Origin of the sequence: Bradyrhizobium sp. SRS-191, from assembly GCF_024586915.1 — a bacterium.
Lineage (GTDB): Bacteria > Pseudomonadota > Alphaproteobacteria > Rhizobiales > Xanthobacteraceae > Bradyrhizobium.
In genome coordinates this window covers 782,757-802,066 of the sequence record NZ_JANBVS010000001.1, presented here as the reverse complement: position 1 = coordinate 802,066, position 19,310 = coordinate 782,757, and the positions used below count along the sequence as shown (strand labels likewise).

Annotated in this window: 21 protein-coding genes and 1 tRNA gene; 14 read left to right on the top strand and 8 right to left on the bottom strand. The window is 65.1% G+C overall.

All coding sequences use genetic code 11. The annotated features are described in order from the left end of the window. Positions 1-651 precede the first annotated feature (651 nt). The 8 genes from NLR35_RS03620 (at position 652) to NLR35_RS03585 (ending at position 9,691) form a co-directional block, all read left to right on the top strand. A complete protein-coding gene (locus NLR35_RS03620) occupies positions 652-1,800 on the top strand; it encodes a thiolase domain-containing protein (RefSeq protein WP_257165169.1) in 1,149 nt (382 codons plus the stop codon). After that, a complete protein-coding gene (locus tag NLR35_RS03615) occupies positions 1,800-2,189 on the top strand; it encodes a Zn-ribbon domain-containing OB-fold protein (protein WP_257165168.1) in 390 nt (129 codons plus the stop codon). Before NLR35_RS03620 ends, NLR35_RS03615 begins: the two co-directional genes overlap by 1 nt. 321 nt (positions 2,190-2,510) lie before the next feature. Next, entirely contained in the window at positions 2,511-3,371 is an 861-nt protein-coding gene (locus NLR35_RS03610; RefSeq protein WP_257165167.1) for a MaoC family dehydratase, read from the top strand. A gap of 138 nt (positions 3,372-3,509) precedes the next feature. Then, positions 3,510-4,388 (top strand): SDR family oxidoreductase, encoded by an 879-nt coding sequence (locus NLR35_RS03605; protein WP_257165166.1) that lies wholly within the window; start codon positions 3,510-3,512, stop codon positions 4,386-4,388. Positions 4,389-4,545: 157 nt separating this feature from the next. Next, positions 4,546-5,499 carry a dihydrodipicolinate synthase family protein gene (locus NLR35_RS03600; RefSeq protein WP_257165165.1) on the top strand — a complete coding sequence of 318 codons (954 nt, stop codon included), beginning with the start codon at positions 4,546-4,548 and terminating at the stop codon, positions 5,497-5,499. Positions 5,500-5,501: 2 nt separating this feature from the next. Further along, complete coding sequence (locus NLR35_RS03595) at positions 5,502-6,305, top strand: NUDIX hydrolase (RefSeq protein WP_257165164.1); 804 nt, start codon at positions 5,502-5,504, stop codon at positions 6,303-6,305. Between the two features lie 111 nt (positions 6,306-6,416). Then, positions 6,417-9,098 (top strand): PAS domain-containing protein, encoded by a 2,682-nt coding sequence (locus tag NLR35_RS03590; protein WP_257165238.1) that lies wholly within the window; start codon positions 6,417-6,419, stop codon positions 9,096-9,098. Positions 9,099-9,238: 140 nt separating this feature from the next. Continuing rightward, the gene (locus NLR35_RS03585; RefSeq protein WP_374940783.1) at positions 9,239-9,691 is read left to right on the top strand and encodes a hypothetical protein; all 453 of its coding nucleotides are present in this window, start codon (positions 9,239-9,241) and stop codon (positions 9,689-9,691) included. Positions 9,692-9,708: 17 nt separating this feature from the next. Here NLR35_RS03585 and NLR35_RS03580 read toward each other — a convergent pair whose 3' ends face one another. Next, positions 9,709-10,092 (bottom strand): VOC family protein, encoded by a 384-nt coding sequence (locus NLR35_RS03580; RefSeq protein ID WP_257165162.1) that lies wholly within the window; start codon positions 10,090-10,092, stop codon positions 9,709-9,711. Between the two features lie 155 nt (positions 10,093-10,247). Between NLR35_RS03580 and NLR35_RS03575 the strand changes: the two genes are divergently transcribed. The 4 genes from NLR35_RS03575 to NLR35_RS03560 all read left to right on the top strand — a co-directional run bounded on the left by NLR35_RS03575 (position 10,248) and on the right by NLR35_RS03560 (position 12,790). Then, positions 10,248-11,003 (top strand): hypothetical protein, encoded by a 756-nt coding sequence (locus NLR35_RS03575; RefSeq protein WP_257165161.1) that lies wholly within the window; start codon positions 10,248-10,250, stop codon positions 11,001-11,003. A 118-nt stretch (positions 11,004-11,121) separates the two neighbouring features. After that, complete coding sequence (locus tag NLR35_RS03570; RefSeq protein WP_257165160.1) at positions 11,122-11,613, top strand: hypothetical protein; 492 nt, start codon at positions 11,122-11,124, stop codon at positions 11,611-11,613. Between the two features lie 193 nt (positions 11,614-11,806). Then, positions 11,807-12,220 carry a DUF3775 domain-containing protein gene (locus tag NLR35_RS03565; protein WP_257165159.1) on the top strand — a complete coding sequence of 138 codons (414 nt, stop codon included), beginning with the start codon at positions 11,807-11,809 and terminating at the stop codon, positions 12,218-12,220. A 123-nt stretch (positions 12,221-12,343) separates the two neighbouring features. Further along, the gene (locus NLR35_RS03560; protein WP_257165158.1) at positions 12,344-12,790 is read left to right on the top strand and encodes a host attachment protein; all 447 of its coding nucleotides are present in this window, start codon (positions 12,344-12,346) and stop codon (positions 12,788-12,790) included. Positions 12,791-12,848: 58 nt separating this feature from the next. Here NLR35_RS03560 and NLR35_RS03555 read toward each other — a convergent pair whose 3' ends face one another. Both NLR35_RS03555 and NLR35_RS03550 read right to left on the bottom strand, forming a co-directional pair. Then, positions 12,849-13,043: a hypothetical protein gene (locus NLR35_RS03555; protein WP_257165157.1), complete on the bottom strand. Its 195-nt coding sequence runs from the start codon at positions 13,041-13,043 to the stop codon at positions 12,849-12,851. 136 nt (positions 13,044-13,179) lie between these two features. Beyond that, positions 13,180-13,368: a hypothetical protein gene (locus NLR35_RS03550; protein WP_257165156.1), complete on the bottom strand. Its 189-nt coding sequence runs from the start codon at positions 13,366-13,368 to the stop codon at positions 13,180-13,182. 412 nt (positions 13,369-13,780) lie between these two features. Between NLR35_RS03550 and NLR35_RS34295 the strand changes: the two genes are divergently transcribed. Beyond that, positions 13,781-14,020 carry a GCG_CRPN prefix-to-repeats domain-containing protein gene (locus NLR35_RS34295; protein ID WP_374940782.1) on the top strand — a complete coding sequence of 80 codons (240 nt, stop codon included), beginning with the start codon at positions 13,781-13,783 and terminating at the stop codon, positions 14,018-14,020. Between the two features lie 85 nt (positions 14,021-14,105). Here the strand turns inward: NLR35_RS34295 and NLR35_RS03545 are convergent, their stop codons facing one another. The 4 genes from NLR35_RS03545 to NLR35_RS03530 form a co-directional block, all read right to left on the bottom strand. Then, entirely contained in the window at positions 14,106-14,288 is a 183-nt protein-coding gene (locus NLR35_RS03545; RefSeq protein ID WP_257165155.1) for a hypothetical protein, read from the bottom strand. 144 nt (positions 14,289-14,432) lie between these two features. Next, entirely contained in the window at positions 14,433-15,620 is a 1,188-nt protein-coding gene (locus NLR35_RS03540; RefSeq protein WP_257165154.1) for an acyltransferase, read from the bottom strand. 68 nt (positions 15,621-15,688) lie between these two features. After that, positions 15,689-15,765: transfer RNA gene (locus NLR35_RS03535), tRNA-Arg, on the bottom strand. Between the two features lie 110 nt (positions 15,766-15,875). Further along, complete coding sequence (locus NLR35_RS03530; protein ID WP_257165153.1) at positions 15,876-16,139, bottom strand: hypothetical protein; 264 nt, start codon at positions 16,137-16,139, stop codon at positions 15,876-15,878. Between the two features lie 212 nt (positions 16,140-16,351). Between NLR35_RS03530 and NLR35_RS03525 the strand changes: the two genes are divergently transcribed. Then, positions 16,352-16,795 carry a hypothetical protein gene (locus NLR35_RS03525; protein ID WP_257165152.1) on the top strand — a complete coding sequence of 148 codons (444 nt, stop codon included), beginning with the start codon at positions 16,352-16,354 and terminating at the stop codon, positions 16,793-16,795. 16 nt (positions 16,796-16,811) lie between these two features. Here the strand turns inward: NLR35_RS03525 and NLR35_RS03520 are convergent, their stop codons facing one another. Next, positions 16,812-19,121, bottom strand: a complete 2,310-nt coding sequence (locus NLR35_RS03520; protein ID WP_257165151.1) for a cation:proton antiporter — start codon at positions 19,119-19,121, stop codon at positions 16,812-16,814. Positions 19,122-19,310: the final 189 nt, after the last annotated feature.

Genomic DNA, 19,310 nt, shown 5'->3' with positions numbered 1-19,310 from the left:
GCGATTGAGCCGCAGCGTGTCCTTGTGATGCGCCGACGAACGGTTCGGTGCGGACGTGAAGTCGCAGCGTGCTGACACCCCGAAGCTGGTGTCACGCTCGCGAGGGCGCTCATGCGCCGCGCGGGCAATGGTGGCCAGAAAGCCCGGCGCACCAGGCAGACTGCGTATAAGCGTTAAACCCATCGCGCAGGGAAGGCCGGGTCGTTTCGGCTGCACCTGTGGTACCTGCCGCCTGCATTTTTTTCGCAGGCGGGCCGCAGGCGTCAGCCGACGCCTGGCCTTCCCTGCGCCCTCCGATCTTGGAGGGTGAACGAGATCAGCATGGCTCGGGCAGAGATGCCGCGAGAATGCACCCTCACGTGTAGTTCGTTTTGTGCTCGCTCGCGCAACATCCCCGGTGTCGTCCCGGGCTTGACCCGGGACCCATAACCACAGGCGGGTGTGAGAGGGCACGCTGGTCGACCACCGAGTCTAACAAGATCAGCCGGTGGGTATGGGTCCCGGGTCGAGCCCGGGACGACAGCGGAGTCAAAGGCGACGACAGGGGGCATCTCCACCTCGCGGAATATTTTCGGCGCTTGCCAAGCCTCATGCAACGGTCCAAAAAATCTCCAACCATCGGGCAGGACACGACAGGAAGCGGAGACGGAATTGACCATCAAGGGCAAGGCCTACATTGCCGGGATCTACGAGCATCCGACCCGGCACGCACCGGATAAATCGACCGCGCAGCTGCATGCCGAGGTCGCCAAAGGCGCGCTTGAGGATGCCGGGCTGAGCGCTGCCGATGTCGACGGCTATTTCTGCGCCGGCGATGCGCCGGGCGGCGCCTGGCCGATGGTCGACTATCTCGGCTTGAAGGTGCGGCATATCGACTCCACCGAGACCGGCGGCTGTTCCTATTTGATCCATGTCGGCCACGCCGCCGAGGCGATCGCCGCGGGCAAGTGCTCGATCGCGCTGATCACGCTCGCCGGCAAGCCGCGCACCGGCCCGATGCCGCCGCGCGCGGCCGGTGCGGAAGCCGATTTCGAGATGGCCTACGGCGCGACCACGCACAACGCCTACGGCATGTGCGCCATGCGCCACATGCACGACTACGGCACCACGTCCGAGCAGCTCGCCTGGATCAAGGTCGCGGCCTCGCATCACGCGCAGTACAATCCGCATGCTATGCTGAAGGAGGTCGTGACGGTCGAGGACGTCATCAACTCGCCGATGATCTCCGATCCCTTGCATCGCATGGATTGCTGCGTCGTCACCGACGGCGGCGGCGCGCTGATCGTCACCACGCCCGAGATTGCCAAGAGCCTGAAGAAGCCGCTGGTGCGGCTGATCGGTCATGGCGAGGCGATGAAGGGGCCGCGCGGCGGCAAGGATCTCGACCTCACTTACTCCGCCGGCGTCTGGTCAGGGCCGCGCGCGTTCGAGGAGGCGGGTATCACGCCGAAAGACATCAAATACGCCTCGATCTATGACAGCTTCACCATCACCGTGCTGATGCAGCTCGAGGACCTCGGCTTCTGTAGGAAGGGCGAGGGCGGCAAGTTCGTCGCCGACGGCAACCTCATCTCCGGCGTCGGCAAGCTGCCGTTCAACACCGATGGCGGCGGCCTGTGCAGCAACCATCCGGTCAACCGCGGCGGCATGACCAAGGTGATCGAGGCCGTGCGCCAGCTGCGCGGTGAAGCCCATCCGAAGGTGCAGGTGCAAAATTGCGACCTCGCCATCGCCCATGGCACCGGCGGCCTGCTCGGCGTGCGCCACGCCGCCTCGACCTGCATTCTGGAGCGCGTCTGATGTCTGAAGCGAAGAAATTGCCGGCCCCCGTCACCAATCCCGAGACCAAGGCGTTCTGGGACGCGGCCACTGAGGGCAAGTTCCTGATCAAGCGCTGCACGGCCTGCGGCGAAGCACATTACTTCCCGCGCTCGATCTGCCCGTTCTGCTTCTCCGACCATACGGTGTGGGAGCAGAGCGCGGGCGAGGGCGAGATCTACACCTTCTCGATCATGCGGAAGTCGCCGACCGGACCGTATGCCATCGGCTACGTGACCTTGAAGGAGGGCCCGTCGCTGCAGACGAATTTCGTCGATTGCGATTTCGATGCGCTGAAGATCGGCCAGAAGGTGAAGGTGGTGTTCAAGCCGACCGACGGCGCCCCGCTGCCGTTCTTCACGCCGGTGTAGCGACACGAGAGGTGCACCCTCTCCCCTTGCGGGAGAGGGTGGTCGTTCAGGCGATGCGAAGCAACGACTGAACTACCGGGTGAGGGGTATCTCTCCACACGAGCGGTGTTTGCGGAGGCATACCCCTCACCCGAGTGAGATTGACGCTGATAGCTATGGAGCCCTCTCCCGCAAGGGGAGAGCGCGCAGTCATCGGCACCGGCATCGGTACGTAGGGTGGGCAACGGCGCGGAGCGCCGTGCCCACCGTTTGAACAAGAGAAAAGGCGGTGGGCACGCTTCGCTTTGCCCACCCTACGAAGTCTGAATTCGGGGAGGCGACATGCCGATCAACTACGATGAGCTGATGGCGATGAAGGCGATCGGGCAGCCCTATGCCTATGGTGATCGCGAGGTGATGCTGTACGCCTATGGCATCGGCATGGGCGCTGATCCGATGGACGAGAAGGAGCTCGCCTTCGTCAACGAGGCCACGGCCGAGCCGCGGCCGCTGAAGGTAGTGCCCACCTTCGCGTCCGTTGCGGCCTGGGGCGCGGGCCCCGGCGACATGAAGCTGAACCGCGTCCTCGTCGTCGATGGCGAACGCGACATCACCTTTCACAAGCCATTGGCCACCGCTGCGAAGATCACCGCCGACTCCTCCGTGCTCGCCGTCTCGGACAAGGGCAAGGACAAGGGCGCTGTCATCCGCCACCAGACCATCCTGCGCGACGAGAGCGGCGCGCCGCTGGCAACCTTGGTGGCCTCGCGCTTCGCCCGCGGCGATGGCGGCTTCGGTGGTCCCTCGGGCGGCATTCCCGAGCCGCATCCGGTGCCGTCGCGCGCGCCGGACCGCAGCGTCGACATCTCGACGCGCCCCGACCAGGCGCTGATCTATCGCCTGTGCGGCGACCGCAACCCGCTGCATTCGGACCCCGAGTTCGCCCGCCGCGCCGGCTTCCCGCGCCCGATCCTGCACGGCATGTGCACCTACGGCCTGACCTGCCGCGCCGTGCTGCAGACCTATGCCGACTACGACGCCTCGGCGTTCAAGCAGCACGCGGCGCGATTCTCCTCGCCGGTCTTTCCCGGCGAGACCGTGACGGTCGATCTGTGGAAGGACGGCGACGTGATCTCGTTCGAAGCGCGGGTGAAAGAGCGGAGCGTCACCGTGATCAAGAACGGCAAGACGGCGCTGGGATGACCTTCGTGATGTAAGGCACGTCTATTTGTTGTCGTCATGCCCGGGCTCGACCCGGGCATCCATCTCTTCCGAAGATGGATGGCCGGGTCAAGCCCGGCCATGACGGAGAGAACAAGAACATAAGCGGAGGACGCACCCATGGGACTGCTCGACGGCAAGGTGGCGCTGATCACCGGCGCAGGTGGCGGATTGGGTGAGGCCTACGCAAGACTGTTCGCGCGTGAGGGCGCAGCGGTCGTCGTCAACGACCTCGGCGGACCACGCGACGGCTCGGGCTCGGACCTGTCGATGGCCGAGCAGGTGGTCGCCGCCATCAAGTCCGAAGGCGGCCGCGCCGTCGCCAACGCCGCCGATATCTCCACCATGGCCGGCGGGCAATCGGTGTTCGATGATGCCATCCGCCACTTCGGCCGCGCCGACATCCTGGTCAACAATGCCGGCATCCTGCGCGACCAGACCTTCGCCAAGGCCAGCGAAGCCGATTGGGACAAGGTGATCCAGGTGCACCTGAAGGGCACCTTCTGCTGCACGCTCCCGGTGTTCCGCTGGATGCGCGACAACGGCGGCGGCGTCATCGTCAACACCTCGTCGACATCAGGCCTGATCGGCAATTTCGGCCAGTCCAACTACGGCGCGGCGAAAGGCGGTATCTGGGGCCTGTCGAACGTCCTGGCGATCGAGGGCCGCAAGTACAACATCCGTGTCTGGACCCTGGCGCCGGGCGCGCTGACGCGAATGACCGCCGACCTGCCGCGCTACAAGGAAAATCCTGGCGCCGCGTTGACGCCTGAAGGCATCGCGCCGGCCGTGCTCTACATGGTGAGCCACCTCTCCGGCGATCAGACCGGCAAGGTGCTCGGCGTCTCCGGTCCGCGCGGCGTGCGCGAGTTGCGCATGATGGAAATGGACGGCTGGAAGCCGCCGTCCTCGGCCTGGAAGGCTGAGGACATCGCCGATCACGCAGGGGAGATATTCTTTTCGGAGGACGAGATTCGAAAGTCCGCGCGGCGGTTTTGATGTATGTCTGGCCCCGGTCCGGGGCACCCGCCGAAGCTCGGAGAGCAAGGCCAGACAGAGGTTCCGGAATCCAGAACGATGATCGGCTCGAGAGGAGTCCGCGCCTGCGCCGGGCAGCGCCTTGCGGAACGAGGCCAAAGAGATTGGAGACCAGACGATGAAGCTCACCGCCGCCGCCAAAGGCACCTTCGCGATCGCGCCGACGCCGTTCCACGATGACGGCCGCATCGACGAGGCCTCGATCGATCGTCTGGTCGACTTCTACGCCGAGGCCGGCTGCGACGGCATCACCGTGCTGGGCATCATGGGTGAGGCGCCGAAGCTCGATGCCGCTGAATCCGAGCAGGTCGCAGTGCGCTTCGCCAAGCGTGCCAAGAACCTGCAGATCATTGTCGGCGTGTCGTCGCCGGGCTTCGCGACGATGCGCGCGCTGGCGCGTGCTTCGATGGACGCCGGCGCCGCCGGCGTCATGATCGCGCCGCCGCCGAGCCTGCGCACCGATGATCAGATCACCGGCTATTTCAAGCAGGCCCAGGAGGCGATCGGCGAGGACGTTCCGTGGGTGCTGCAGGACTACCCGCTGACCTTGAACGTGCAGTTCACGCCGGCGGTGATCCGCAAGATCGTCATGGACAGTCCGTCCTGCGTGATGCTCAAGCACGAGGACTGGCCGGGCTTGGAGAAGATCTCCGCGCTCCGTGGCTTCCAGAAGGACGGCTCGCTGCGGCCGCTGTCGATCCTGTGCGGCAATGGCGGCTTGTTCCTCGATTTCGAGATGGAGCGCGGCGCCGACGGCGCGATGACCGGCTACGCCTTCCCGGAAATGCTGGTCGACGTCGTCAAGCTGTCGCAGGCTGGCAAGCGCGACGCCGCGCATGACCTGTTCGATGCGCATCTGCCGCTGGTGCGTTACGAGCAGCAGCCGGGCGCGGGTCTCGCCGTGCGCAAATACGTGCTGCAGAAGCGCGGCGCGATCGCCTCCGCGGCGCAGCGCAAGCCGGCCTCCGGCATCAGCGCCGCGGCCAAGGCCGAGGTCGACTATCTCCTGTCGCGGGTCGCCCGCACCGACGCCCGCGCCAATCTGCAACCCAGAGCCACCGCCGCGGAGTAACCATGGCTGACGCTGCCGCCGTTCGTCCTGCTTCGACCGTTCTGCTGCTGCGCGACAGCGCGGCGGCGCGCGAGATCGAGGTCTTCATGATGGTGCGTCACCATCAGATCGAGTTCAACTCGGGCGCCCTCGTGTTTCCAGGCGGCAGCGTCGACAAGGGCGATCAGGAGATCGCCGGCAATCCCGAGCTCTATGCCGGCGATGAGGGCCTCGGCGTCGAGGCGCTCGGCTTTCGGATCGCGGGAGTGCGCGAGACGTTCGAGGAGAGCGGCATCCTGCTGGCGCGCCGCAAGAGCGATCAGGCGCTGATCGATGCGGCCACCGCACGCGAGATCGAAGCTGCGCATCGCCTGGCGCTGTGTGAGAGCAAGATCAGCTTCCGCGAGGTGATCGAGACGCATGGTCTGGTGCTGGCGCTGGATGCGCTGGTGCCCTATGCGCATTGGATCACGCCCGAGGGCATGCCGAAGCGCTTCGACACTTGGTTCTTCCTGGCCGCCGCGCCGCCGGACCAGCTCGGCGCCCATGACGGCCGGGAATCGACCGACTCGATCTGGGTATCGCCGCGCGAGGCGCTCGCGGGCGGCGACGACGGCCGCTTCAAGCTGCCATTCCCGACCACGCGCAACCTGATCCGGCTCGGCAAGCAGCCCACGGTGGCCGACGCGCTGGCCGCGGCGCGCGACATGGACATCGTGACCGTGATGCCGGTCATGACCAAGACCGCCGATGGCGGCCGCGAGCTGCGCATCCCGCGCGAAGCCGGCTATGATGGGGAGGTGTTCGCATTCAGTGCGGCCGGTTAACCGCACAGACTATTTTTCGTCCGGCGGATCGCCCGGGCGACTTTTGTTCCTAATTTGTTCTGTTGGCCGCACGGCGGCTCGTATATACTACGGTTCCGACCATCGGATCCCATGAGTAAAAACGTTGATTTCGGCATGGCCTGCGATCGCCTCCGATCCCTCACGATCGGACGGATGATCTTTGGCAGCTTTTTGCTGCTGCTTGCCGTCATCACCGCGACCAGCATGGCGAGCGTGATCGCCATCCGCCACATCGACTCGACTTTTGCCGAGCTGCAGCGGCTGCAGGGCGTCGGCGATCTCGCCGAGGAGATCGATCAGCGCATGAACGAGCTGCGGCTCGCGGCGCGTGACTTCGTCACCGATCCCGGCTCACGCTCCGATCGCGTCATGGAGGCGGCGACCGAGCTCAGCGCGCTCCTGAAGAAGACGCGGCTCCAACTGGCGCCGGAGCAGCAGGCGACGATCGACGGCGTCTCGCAACGGCTGGCGAATTATCGCGAGGGCATCGACCGGATCAGCGCGCTGATCGCACAGCGCGCTGAGCTGCTGTCAGGGCTGCCAGCCGCGCGCGAGGGGTTCGAGGCGGCGATCGCCGGCGTCACCGATCGCGGCACGGCGCGAGCCTTGTTCCAGGTGCAGAACCAGGTCGGAGCGGCGCTGCTGGCGCGTGATCCCGCCGGCGCCGAGCAGGCGGCCCGCAGCATGCGCGCGCTGCCGATCGAGGACGCCACGCTGCGGACGGCCGTGGACCGCTATGCCGAGGCGATCATCGCCATCTCCGGCACCGAGGACGAGATCGCCCGGCTCGACAAGGAGGTGCTGGGCATCGAGGGCCGGTTGATCGGCCGCGTCACCGAGCTGTTGCGCGCGCTCAGCGCCAGCCAGGGCAAGGTGCTGTCGCGCGACTTCGCGCGCACGCTCGCGGAAACCAAGTGGCAGAGCATCATCTTCGGCACATCGGGCGTGCTGATCGGCATCTTCGCCGCGTGGTTCGTGGTGCGCCGGACCGTGAAGCCGCTGGCCTCGATCGCGCGCTCGATTCGGGCGCTGGCGGGCGGCGAGAAGGCGACGTCGATCCCGCAGACCGACGTCCAGAACGAGATCGGCGACATCGCGCGTGCCGCCGAAGTGTTCCGGCAGACGCTGCAGGACGCCGATGCCGCCCGCGAGGCGGCGGTGCGCGCGCTCGCCGAGCAGCGGCTCGCCGAGGAGAGCTATCGCAAGCTGTTCGAAGCTTCGATCGACGGCATCTATGTGACGACTCCGGGCGGCCTCGTGCTCAACGCCAATCCGGCGCTCGCGCGCATCATGGGTTATGAAACGACCAGCGATCTGATCCAGAGCGTCAACGACATCGCCGATACGATCTATGTCCACCCCCTCGCGCGCGAACGTTATCAGCGGCTGATGCGTCGCGACGGCATGGTGCGCGAATTCGAATACCAGGTGCGCCGGCGCAACGGCGAGATCCGCTGGCTCTCCGACAGCGCCACGGTGGTGCGCGACGAGAGCGGGGAGGTCGTCCGCTATGAAGGCGTCGTCCGCGACATCACCGATCAGAAACGCGCTGAAGACGCGATCGCCGAGGGACGACGCCTGCTGCAGCAGGTCATCGACACCGTGCCCGCGGTCATCAACGTCAAGGATCGCGAGCTGCGCTACGTGCTGATGAACCGCTACATGGCCGGCATCTTCAACGTCGAGCCCGAGGATGCGCTGGGACGCACCACGGGCGAGCTGATGTCGCGCTATGGCGCGAGCAAGACCGACGGCAACGACAAGCGCGTGCTGGCGACGAAAGACGGCCTCGGCTTCTACGAGGAAGAGTACCTGGATTCCTGCAACGTCATGCGGCAGTGGCTGGTCAACAAGCTGCCGCTGCTCGATGCCGACGGCGAGGTCGACAAGATCGTCACCGTGGCGCTCGACATCGGCGAGCGCAAGAAGAGCGAGCAGGAGATGCGCAAGGCGAAGGAGGCGGCCGAGACCGCGCTCCGGAACCTGCGCGAGACGCAGGCCTCGCTGATCGAGGCGGAGAAGCTCGCCGCACTCGGCCGCATGGTCGCCGGTGTCGCGCATGAGGTCAACAATCCCGTCGGCATCAGCCTGACGGTGGCGTCCGCGCTCGAGCGCAAGACCGATCTGTTTAGCGAGGCGGTGACGCGCGGCGAACTCAGGCGATCGAGCCTGAACGAGTTCATCGACACCAGCCGCAATGCGGCGGCGCAACTGGTGGCCAACCTCAATCGCGCGGCCGAGTTGATCCAGTCGTTCAAGCAGGTCGCTGCGGACCGCAACTACTCCGACCAGCGCAGCTTCGACCTGGCCGATCTCACCGAGCAGGTGGTGATGAGTCTGCGCCCGGGCGTGCGCAGACAGAACCTGACGATCAACGTCGATTGCCAGCCCAATCTGGTGATGAACAGCTATCCCGGCCCGTATGGCCAGGTCTTGACCAACCTGTTCCTCAATGCCGTCGCGCATGCGTTCCCTGATGGGCGCAGCGGAGTGATCGAGATCCGGGCGCGCGAGTCCGGGCGCGACAATGTCGAGATCATCTTTTCCGACAATGGCTGCGGCATGTCGCTGGACGTCCGCCGCCGCGCCTTCGATCCGTTCTTCACGACACGCCGCGACCAGGGCGGCACGGGGCTCGGGCTGCACATCGTCTACAACATCGTCACCAACAGGCTGGGTGGCCGGCTCGATCTCGACACTGAGCCCGGCGCGGGCACACGCGTTCAAATCATCCTTCCGCGCACGGCCCCGCTGGAGCAAGCGGCCGAGTAGTCTTACGGACCGAACACGGATCTGGCTGAGCTACGTCGATTCCCGGATTGACTCTCACGAAGCCGCGATCGAATCTAAATCTGGCCCGGTTGATGCATTATCATGCTTGCACCCTGGAGTGGTGCAGGAGCCAGATGGAAATGAGCAAATCGATCGTGTCCCGCGGCCATGCGCCGCATCGCGCTGATTGTTCGGCTGTCAGTCACACCGGTTCAAGGCGGCAGGGGTCCGGACGCTGGAAGCCTCCGATCCAGGTCACCGGCGCCGCGCTGCTGATCGCGCTCGCTACGCCGACACAGGCGCGTGACCGCGGTCAATGGGCGAACTCCTCGCCGGAGATCAAGGCGTGGTTCGACGGCCTGCGCAGCGGCAAGGGCCCGTGCTGCTCCGATGCCGACGGCAGCGCCGTCAGCGACGTCGATTGGGAGAGCAAAGGTGGTCACTACCGTGTCCGCATCGAGGGCGAGTGGCTCGACGTTCCCGACGATGCCGTGATCACCGAGCCCAACCGCGTCGGCCGCACCATGGTCTGGCCGATGCGCGGCTATCAGGGGCTCTCGATCCGTTGCTTCATGCCGGGCAGCATGACGTAGTCGGACCGTGCGGCCTCTCAGACGTATTTCTTGTCGCGCTCCAGCAGCTCGATGGAGATACCCTCGGGGCCGCGGATGAAGCAGATGCGCACGCCGGGGCGGATCGTGGTCGGCTCGGTCGTGAAGGTGACGCCCTTGGCCTTCAGTTCGGCCGCCGCGGCGTCGATGTCCTTCACGGTGAGGCCGAAATGATCGAGGCCCTGGTGTGGCGTCGCGGGCGGCGCATGGACGCCGTCGTCAGGCTCGACCTTCGCAATGAACACGCTGGCGCCACCAAGTTTGACGTCGATGCGGCCGGGATTGCGGACGATCTCGCCGCCGAGAACCTCGTGGAGCCAGTTGGCGGTCGCTTCCGGATCAGGGCTGCGCAGATGAATGTGGTCCCAGGTGACATTCAACATCGTCTCAGAGCTTTCCAAAGAGTGAACCGCGGCCGAAGCGGCGGCGTTACCAATTGATCGCATGTCTACCGGCTCGCTGCCGCCGGCACCAGTCCGGCGAACGAACGGTATCCGGGCCTGCCCTCCAATTGTCGGCTTTGCATGACACGCTGGCGATGTTTGCCGAAGGAAGCTTCCAGATGCCCGAGCGGGCAGCCGATGGTGCAGACATGAGTGCGGGTCTCTCTCGTTTGCTGAGGCGCAAGCTCGGCGCGACGCCTGCGCGCCGACGGGCGGACGCGCATATCCCGCTGGGAACGGCTTCGCTTGGGCTCGGCGCTCTCGCGCTCGTCGTGTTCGGTACGGTCGGCTGGCTGATCATGTCCATGGACGAGGGCGAGATCGTCGACGGCAATCTTGCGCGGCTCACGTTGGACGGATCGAGCAGGCAGTATCAAGACGATGAGGATGGCACGGAGCCGTCGCGTGGCTTCTCGTCGGTCGTGCCCGGTGTGTCCAATGGATCCGGCGCGTATCTCGCCCCGTCATCCGCAGCCAGTGCGGTTCCGAGCCTGATGGACGCGAATGCGAGCCTCGCGCCGGCGCTGCAGCCTGGCTCGTCGGCTGCGCCCGACGCTGCCGTTCTGTCCGGCCTGCGCATCAGTTCCCAATCCTGGCGGCGCGGTGGGTTGGGATCGAAGGCGCTCGTCACCCTGTCGCTGCGAAATACCAATAGCTTCGCGATCAAGGACGTCGAGATCAACTGCGCCTTCAGCCGGCGCGACGGCTCCCTGGTCACGGAGCGCCGCCGGGTCGTTCCAGGCGAAATCCGCCCGCAGAGCCGCAGGACGTTCGCCTCGGTCCATGTCGGATTTGTCAACGTTAATGCCAGCTCGGCGAAATGCGCGCTGGTTGCAGCGACGAAAATCTAATTATGTCGCGCTAGTTTCCCGCGGTCCTTGAACCGGATCGGTCGCCTCGGGAACATACTGTCATTGTCATCCGTTAGGTGGATGGTCGGCTCGGGGTGGGCCGACGGAGCGGTAAATTATGCCTATCTTGCGCTACTTTCTGTTTGTCGGCGGTGCCTTGTTTGCGTTGCTGGTCCTCGCGGACGCCGTGCTTCCCAGTGTGCCGCTGCCGGCGAACCTCACATCGGCCTCGGACCTTCCTCCCGTCCGGATCCAGTCGGCACGCAAGTGGCCTGAGCGGATCGTGATGGATACGTCGGTCGCGCCTCCGGCGCCCGTGGCGCTTGCGAAGGTGGAGCAGGCGGCCCCGGTGGCCGCAGCAGAACTGCCGAAGACGGAAACCTCCAAGGCAAGCGCTCGGGATGCCTATGCGCAGATGGACACTGTCGGGACCAGCCCGTCGTCCGTAACGCCGAAGGCGGTCGAAAAAGCCCACGCCACGAGACTTTCGGAGGCCAGCGCGAGAGCCGTGGAGACCAAGAAGCGGAAGAGCGCAAAGGCTCCTCCCGGAAGGCCCATGATCCTGGTCGCCCAACAGCCCCATTTCGGCCTGTTCGGCTCGACCTGGTAGTTCGGGAGCGGCCGTCTCGCCCCATCCGGTCGAGAGCGTTTGCAATCGCCTGCAGCTGGCACGGCCCGTCGGCCACGCAGCTTCCCGCCGCCAGACTGCCTTGATCTTGCGCAAAGTGCGCTCCCTCCGGAGCGCCTAGCGTTACCTCAATGGGACCCGTGGCGTGTTGCCCGGGCACCCACGGAGACGCTGCATGACCACCACCCCGCCCAACCTCTCGATCTCGCCGGAGAAGGTCGCCTTCGTGGTGACGAAGGTGCATCAGTATGAAATGGAAGCGTCCGAGCCGGAACTGCTGGCAGATCTGACGGACGATGACTCTGCTCCCGGGACAGGTGGACGCGGCGCGACGACAGATCGGTCAGAGCTCGTCAGTTTCATCAGGGGCTTGAACGTCGACGAGCAGATCGACCTGGTTGCGCTGATGTGGATGGGCCGCGGCGACGGCTCGCTCGAGAACTGGGATGAATTGCGCGCGCAGGCGGCGCAGGCTCACAACAACCGCACGGCAACCTATCTGATCGAGACGCCGATGCTCGGCGATTATCTCGAGGAGGCTCTGTCCGAATTCGGTCTCTCGTTGGAGGATTTTGAAGAAAACCTCTAGGGCGCGACGGGCGTTGCCGCCTGCGGGACCGGCGCTCTGGACGACGAGTTGAAGTGTCCCGAACGCAATGTGCGGGAACTTACGTTCGACCCCGTGCAGGGGTCACGAAGATGGAGTTGGCTCATGGACAAGATGAAGGTCGGAACCGGTGACTGGATCGTCGTTTGCGATGGTCGCAAAGCGCTGATCCTCGAGAACGTCGGCGACAGCATGTTTCCGAACCTGCACACCAAGGAAGTGCATGAGCATGAGAACGAGCGGACGAGCGCCCAGGGCTCCGACGTCCCCGGCTCGGTGCAGCAGTCGTTCGGACACGCCCGGAGTTCAGTCGAACAGACGGACTGGCATGATCAGGCCGAGCGGGCCTTTCTGAAGCAGATCGCCGACCGCCTGCATCATGCTGTCCTGGCGGGCGAGACGAAGGGCGTGACGATGGTGGCATCGCCGCGTGCGCTCGGAATGATCCGCGCCGATTATTCCGACGCGGTGCGCAGGGTCCTGCATGGCGAGATCCACAAGGATCTGGTCAAGCTGCCGGTCTATGAGATCGAGAAACAGCTGCTCGCTTGAGCCGCCGGCCCATTCAAGTGAGACGTCAATGATCTCGCTCCGTCGACCGCGAGCGGGATCAATGCGTGCTTTCGAGTGACGATGTCGTTTCCGGCGCATCCGGTACCAGGCTGGCGTCGCGGTGCACGGCCTCTTTTTCCACGATCTCGTAGCCGCAATCTTCCAGCCAGGCGATGAGACGGTCGGCCATCGCGTAGTCCCAGGTCGGGTAGGAACGGGCGATCACTTGACGCGGTGTGAGCTTGCGAGACATTCGTCCTCCTTTGATCTCACCTGACACGCCGATTCAATTCGGCGTCCAGCGTACCTCGTTCAACACTGGGGGCTCCAGCCCGTTCCTGGCTTCGCGCCCAAGAGGGCCGGCTTGCGAGCGCCAGGGACGGTCCTGGTCAGCAGGCGTTGACAACGTTCGGCTGCAACCCGTCGGCCGAGAGCGCTGGGGCATCAAGCTCCGGCCTCTTTTCGACGATTTCGTACCCGCAATGATCGAGCCAAGCGATGAGACGGTCGGCCATGGCGTAATCCCAACTGGGGTACGATCTGGCGATGACTTCGCGTGCAGTGAATTTTCGAACCATGATGTCGACCTGTTTGAGCGCTTCGCCCCAATCCGCCCGAAGCTGTCGCCGCTTCGCGGTGGAAATCGGTTCTTTTCGTTACGTTTGATGTCGAGATATGACTTTTAGCTTTCGGCGCCGCCCAGCCCCCGCCATCTCCGTCGAATATGGTGAAAACCTTCCGGCCGCTTGACCCATTTCGGCGGGGGCTTGTGGCGTAGTCGTGCAAAGAACGAGGCCGGTTCGTGATTGCTGCGCGGTGTTTCGTCACAGCACCGTAGGGCATATCGAAAAGCGCGTGCTTCAGCCGCGTCGTTTCGAGCGGGGCCGCTGCCTGCCCGGGGGGAACGGAGCCGGACGATCGATGTTTTCACCGGTGGCTTTCAGCCGCGCCGAGCTTTAGCTGCCGAGACGGTGCAAATGGAGTGAAGCAATGAGGCTCGTGTATCCCGTCATGTTGCTCATGGCCATCGCGGCACCAGCGGGCCCCACGCTTGCCAACGAATCCTGTGGTCCGGGCTGTCATGTCGCGCCGAATGGCGGCTGCGTGGTGAATGGCTGGGAGGCGGGAGCTCCCGTGTGGAATGAGTGCCCTGCAGGTGCGCGGCCGAGGCCGCCATGCGGCGCAGCATTCAAGTGGAGCCGGCAAGCAAGGGCCTGCATCATCAAGTGACCAAAGCGTCCATCACGCAGAGCGGAATGGATCTTTGGCAAGCAGGACCGCGGCTCGAACTCAGGGAGCGGCCCGAGACGCGGAGCTAAAGGGTCTGGATGTCCAGCGTGAACAGTCGCTGATTGGCGGCATCTTCCGAGTGAGCCAGCACCTGCTCCAGCAGTGCAATGACCGCCGTTGCCCGGGCGCCGTCATTGGTGTCGTCGAAGCTCGTAGCCGCAAGCACCGAGCCGTTGACTTCGCATACCGCCTTGATCTGAACAATCACTGTTGCCTCCCATGCTCCGAGGTCGGATGCCCGCGAGACTGGCGGTAATCTCCTTAAATGCGCGCAAAATGTTCCGAATAAATCGGAGGTATTATCGGGCCGATGTTTGGTTGTTGAGATCGGTCGGGCGGCCACCTTCCAAGCTCAGCTCACTTTGGCTTGGATCACCTCACGCGGCGCGCTGGTCCCCAACGCTCGCCGGATCCACGCTCGTCCAGGGGACTCGATGAGCATATAGGTGATCAAGGCGACCGTTGTCGCAATCCCAACGAACAGGGCCAGCCGGATCGCCAGCTCGATAAAGCCTGGCTGGTCGGACTTGCCGATCATCGCCAGGCGGATCAGGAAAGGGTGCAGCAGGTAGATCGAATAGCTGCATTCTCCGCCGATGATCAAAGCCCGGGATGACAGCCAGCGAGCACGGCCGTAACGGCTGGTTGCGACGAAGAGGATCGAGAACGCGGCAATCTCGATCAGCCGCACGGCGAGCTCGGTCGAGAACGACAAGCCGGGCAGGCGCGGCTGCACGAACAGCAGCACGGGTGCGCAGACCAGGCCCGCGAGTGACAGCCAGAACAGCAAGGTCACGAGGCGGAGCTCTGTAGGACGAGGCTGGGCGAGAGCACGGTTCTGGTAGATCATCGCCGCGAAGCACCCCGCCAGAAACTGCGCCACGTGAAGGTAGGGTGCGTAATAGGTGAGCCACTGCATTCCGTCGTGCTGGAGGCTCGGCACGACAGCTTGAAGGACCGTCGGACCGAACGTGAAAAAGGCAGCGATGGTCAGCGCGAAGGCGAGAATATTCGCGACCGCGAGCCATATCATCGTCGACAGGCGGGTGATGCCCGCCAGCAGGAAACAGACGAACGGAAACAGCAGATAGAAGAACAGCTCGACGCTGATCGACCAGAGGTGCTGCAGCGACGGGACGACCGCGACCAGCATCGTGCCGTTCTGCACCGGAAACCAGGCCTGTGTCATCGTCAGGATGAAGCCGAGAGAGGGGGCTGAGAGCCCCCGGGCGATCATCAGGTATGTGACGATGGCAATGACGATGACGGCGTACATGGGATACAACCGGGCGAAGCGCGCGATCGCGAACTCATGAAGAGCGCCTGCCACCGGCTGCTTCTGGAAACGTCGGGCGTAATTGAGCCAGAGGACGAAGCCGCTCAGCACGAAGAACATGGTCATGCCGATGCTGCTGACCTGGGCGATCAGCTGCGCCGGCCAGCCGTACCCCAGGGACGGCGCGCCATGCCCGATTGCGACCGTCGCAGCGGCGATAAAGCGCAGGCCGGTGAGTGAACCGATGAACCGCTGATCATTCACGTGGAGATATCGTCCTGGCATTCCGGAGCAGGCGGCAGTCTGACGCACAGCGCCACCAGAACAAGGCCTGGCGCGCTCGGAGAGATTCGAACTCCCGACCCTCGGAATCGAAATCCGATGCTCTATCCAGCTGAGCTACGAGCGCGTGCTGACGGACGGTCATCCGCACGAATCCGGATATCAGACTTGTACGGCCAAGGCCAGCCTCCGTGGGGCGTTCTCATGCCGCCTGAGGATGCTCCCGCTGCAGCGGCCTTAGAAGCAGGGATGCCGGCGGTGGTCCTGGCCGATATAGGCCGCCGCGCTCTGGTAGCAGTGGTTGGTCGACGGCCCGTCATAGAACCCAAAGGTGCCCGGCAGCGGGCCTGGACCATAATTGTGAAGGAAGCTGATCGCGTAGGGCAGGCCGTGGTGATGGTGGCGGTGATGCCGATGATGGCCACGGGCTTCCGATGCGACGGGGGCGAGAGCGGCAGCGGCCAGGATCAAGGCGATGGCTGATGATGCGAGCTTGCTCATGTCTTTTCTCCGAAACCGCCGGTAAGGCGAGGTATTGGACCGACAATCTAACTTCGAAGCGTCGGAAAAGGTGCGTCAAAGCGGCCGTTCTGTCAAAATTTTGGCCTTTTCCGCAGGCTTAACGAATCCGTGACAGGGTCGGGGCGCTGCTGTGGGTCTCCGGTGCCTTGTTGCAGCTCCGCCCAGATGAGACCAAGTCTTCCGCCCCGCCGATGAACCGCCTGATCCCCTGCGTCGTGCTTTTGCTGGTCGCCGCGACCCCGGCGCGTGCGGATCTGCACATCACACGCGATCACGGCGGTTACATCGAAGAGTACAAGGCCAAATACCAGCATATCCGGGACACGCGCCAGCGCGTGATCATCGACGGCATCTGCAATTCGGCCTGCACGCTGGTCTTCGGCATCGTGCCGCTCAACAGGATCTGCGTCACGCCCAAAGCGAGCCTCGGCTTTCACCAGGCCTATTACGACAAGGCCTTCACCTTCGGCATCAAGGTCACCAGCTTTGAGGGCACGTCCGAGCTGATGTCCTTTTATCCCGAGACGGTGAAGGAGTGGATCCGGCGCAACGGCGGGCTCACCACCGAGATGAAGCGGATCACGAATGGCACCGACCTCTGGAAGATCGTCGATCCCTGTCCGGACTCCTGGTAAGCTGTCCCTCGCGCGGTCAGGGATTGCTGCGCGGCGCTGCGGGGCTCGTTCCTGCTGAGACCACGAGCACCGGCACCTCCGACGCGGCGAGGACCGCGGCGATCATGGCGCCGAAGTCGAGGGCCGCGCCCTGCAGGCGGTCGACGCCGAGGACGATCAGGTCAGCCCTGATGTTCGACGCTTCGGCCAGGATGGCGATATCAGGCCCGGCATGGGCATCGGCCACGGCCATCGTCACTTCGAGGTCGTACCGGCGGGCGGCCGCCGCATTGTCCGCGAGAACCTGGTCGGCGCGGTCCTTCTCGTCGGTACGCTGCTCTCCGGCGCTGCCCTGCGTCGTGGAGACATAGAGCAGATGCAGCCGGGCAGGCCCGACATGCGCCAGCGCAATCGCCACCTCGGCGCCGCCACGCGAGGCGCCGCGCCCGGACACGGGCACCAGAATGCAGGCATCGTGCTGCGGCGCCGGAACGTCGGACGCTGCCGCCGGCGCAAGAGCCAGCGCGAGCGGACCGTTGAAGCCCGACGCGATCTCCTCGCAGGCCTCACTGAACCGGCCCCGCGGTGTCAGGCCGTCCTCGAGACCGATCAGCAACAGGTCGAAGCCCTTGCGCGCCTCGCCTTCAACCGCCTCGCGCAGGCCCGTGGTCGGTGTGAGCGTGGTCACGTCGACGTCGACATCGCTCTCGGTCCGCTGAGCGCCTTGCTGTGCAGCGTCCTTGACGACCGCCTCGGACTGCGAAGGGCCTTCGACCGAGGCCCGGGCTGCGTGCCGGATGTCTTCCACGTCGAGCACCGTGACAGGACGTCCGCCAGGGCCGGCCAGGAGCCCGGCGATGCGAGCGGCAAGCCGGCCGCTGCTGCTATCGTCCGCGGCCAGCAGCAGCCGCTCGAGGCCGCCGACGAAGCCGCTGCGCTCATGCGCCTCGCGCTCGAGCCGGGCCTGCTCCGAGCGGTCCGGCGGCAGCCGGCGCAGGGCAGCCCGTAGCATCGGCGGCATCGCCAGGGTGGTGAGGATCGCCATGGTGACGATCATCGTGAACAGCGGCTGGCTGAGCACGCCGATCGACAGCCCGATGGAGGCGATGATGACCTCGGTCGAGCCGCGCGCATTCATGCCGCTGGCCAGCGCCAGCGACTCGCCCCGCGTCAGCCCACCAAGCTTGCCGCCGGCCAGCGCGCCCGCAAACTTGCCGAGGCTTGCGATGACAATGAGCCCGGCGGTGAAGAGCAGCAGCTCGGGGGTGTGGAGCTGGGTGAGGTCGGTGCCGAGCCCGGCCAGGCCGAAGAAGACCGGCATGAACAGGCTGGTGATCAGGCCGCGCAGCCGCTCGTCGATCTGTCGCGTCAGGATCGGGGAATCTCCCACCAGCACGCCGGTGACGAATGCGCCGAGCACCGTGTGCACGCCGATCAGGTGCGTGATGAGGGCCATCACGCTCATCGTCAGCAGGATGACGGTGACGACGGGCGAGGCGCTGACCAGGTGATCATTGGCAAGGCGGATCAGGATCGATACCAGGCGCCGTCCGATCGTGAAGCTGAGACCGAGGAATACCAGCGTCCCCAGCACGGATTGTCCGATGCCGCGCAGGTCGAGACTGCCGCGGGAGGCGAGGCTGAAGATCACGGCGATGATGATCCAGCCCAGCGTGTCGTCGATGATCGCCGAGGCCACGATGATCTGGCCGACGTTGCGGCGCATGAAATTCATCTCGCGCACGACGACGGCGACGATCTTGACCGATGAGATCGACAGCGCCGTGCCGAGGAACAGCGACGCTACCAGCCGCGCCTCGGGATGCGGCAGCAGCATCTCCGGCATCCATTGGCCGAGTGCAAAGCCGCAGGCGAAGGGGACGGCGATGCCGAACACCGAGACGGTCAAAGCGGGGCGGCCGACTTTGCGCACCAGCTTGAGGTCGACCTCCATGCCTGTGAGCAGGAGCAGCAACAGGATGCCGAACTGTGCGAGGCCCTCGATCATGGCCTGCTGGGCCGGCTCGTGGGGGAAGATCGCGGCTTGGGCCGACGGCCACAGCCAGCCCAGTAGCGAGGGTCCGAGCAGCAGGCCGCCCAAGAGCTCGCCAAGCACCGAGGGCTGGCCGATGCGCTGCATCAGCTCGCCGAGGCCGCGGCCGACGCCGATCAGAAGCGCGACCTGGATCAGCAGCAGCACTTCGGAGCCGTGACCGCCTGCGCCAGCCTCGGCGTGGGCTGCAGAGATGGGCAGGGCCACAAGCAGGCCGGTCCAGACCAGTGGTGGCCACCACCTTCCGAACGGCCAGCGCTCGATCAGCCGGCGCCCACGCTGCCCTTGCCCCATCCGCGCCTCGGTGTCGCATCTCCCGCAATCCGGGAGGGGCTAAGGCGGCTATGGGAAATATGTTCCAGCCTGCACTAGCCGCGGACTGCCGCGGCATCAAGGCCGGACAAACGCACGAAACAATCCAGCGCCAGATTGTCCCCACGACCGGGCACTGGATTGTTTCGCCGAACCGGCCGGAAAAGGCGA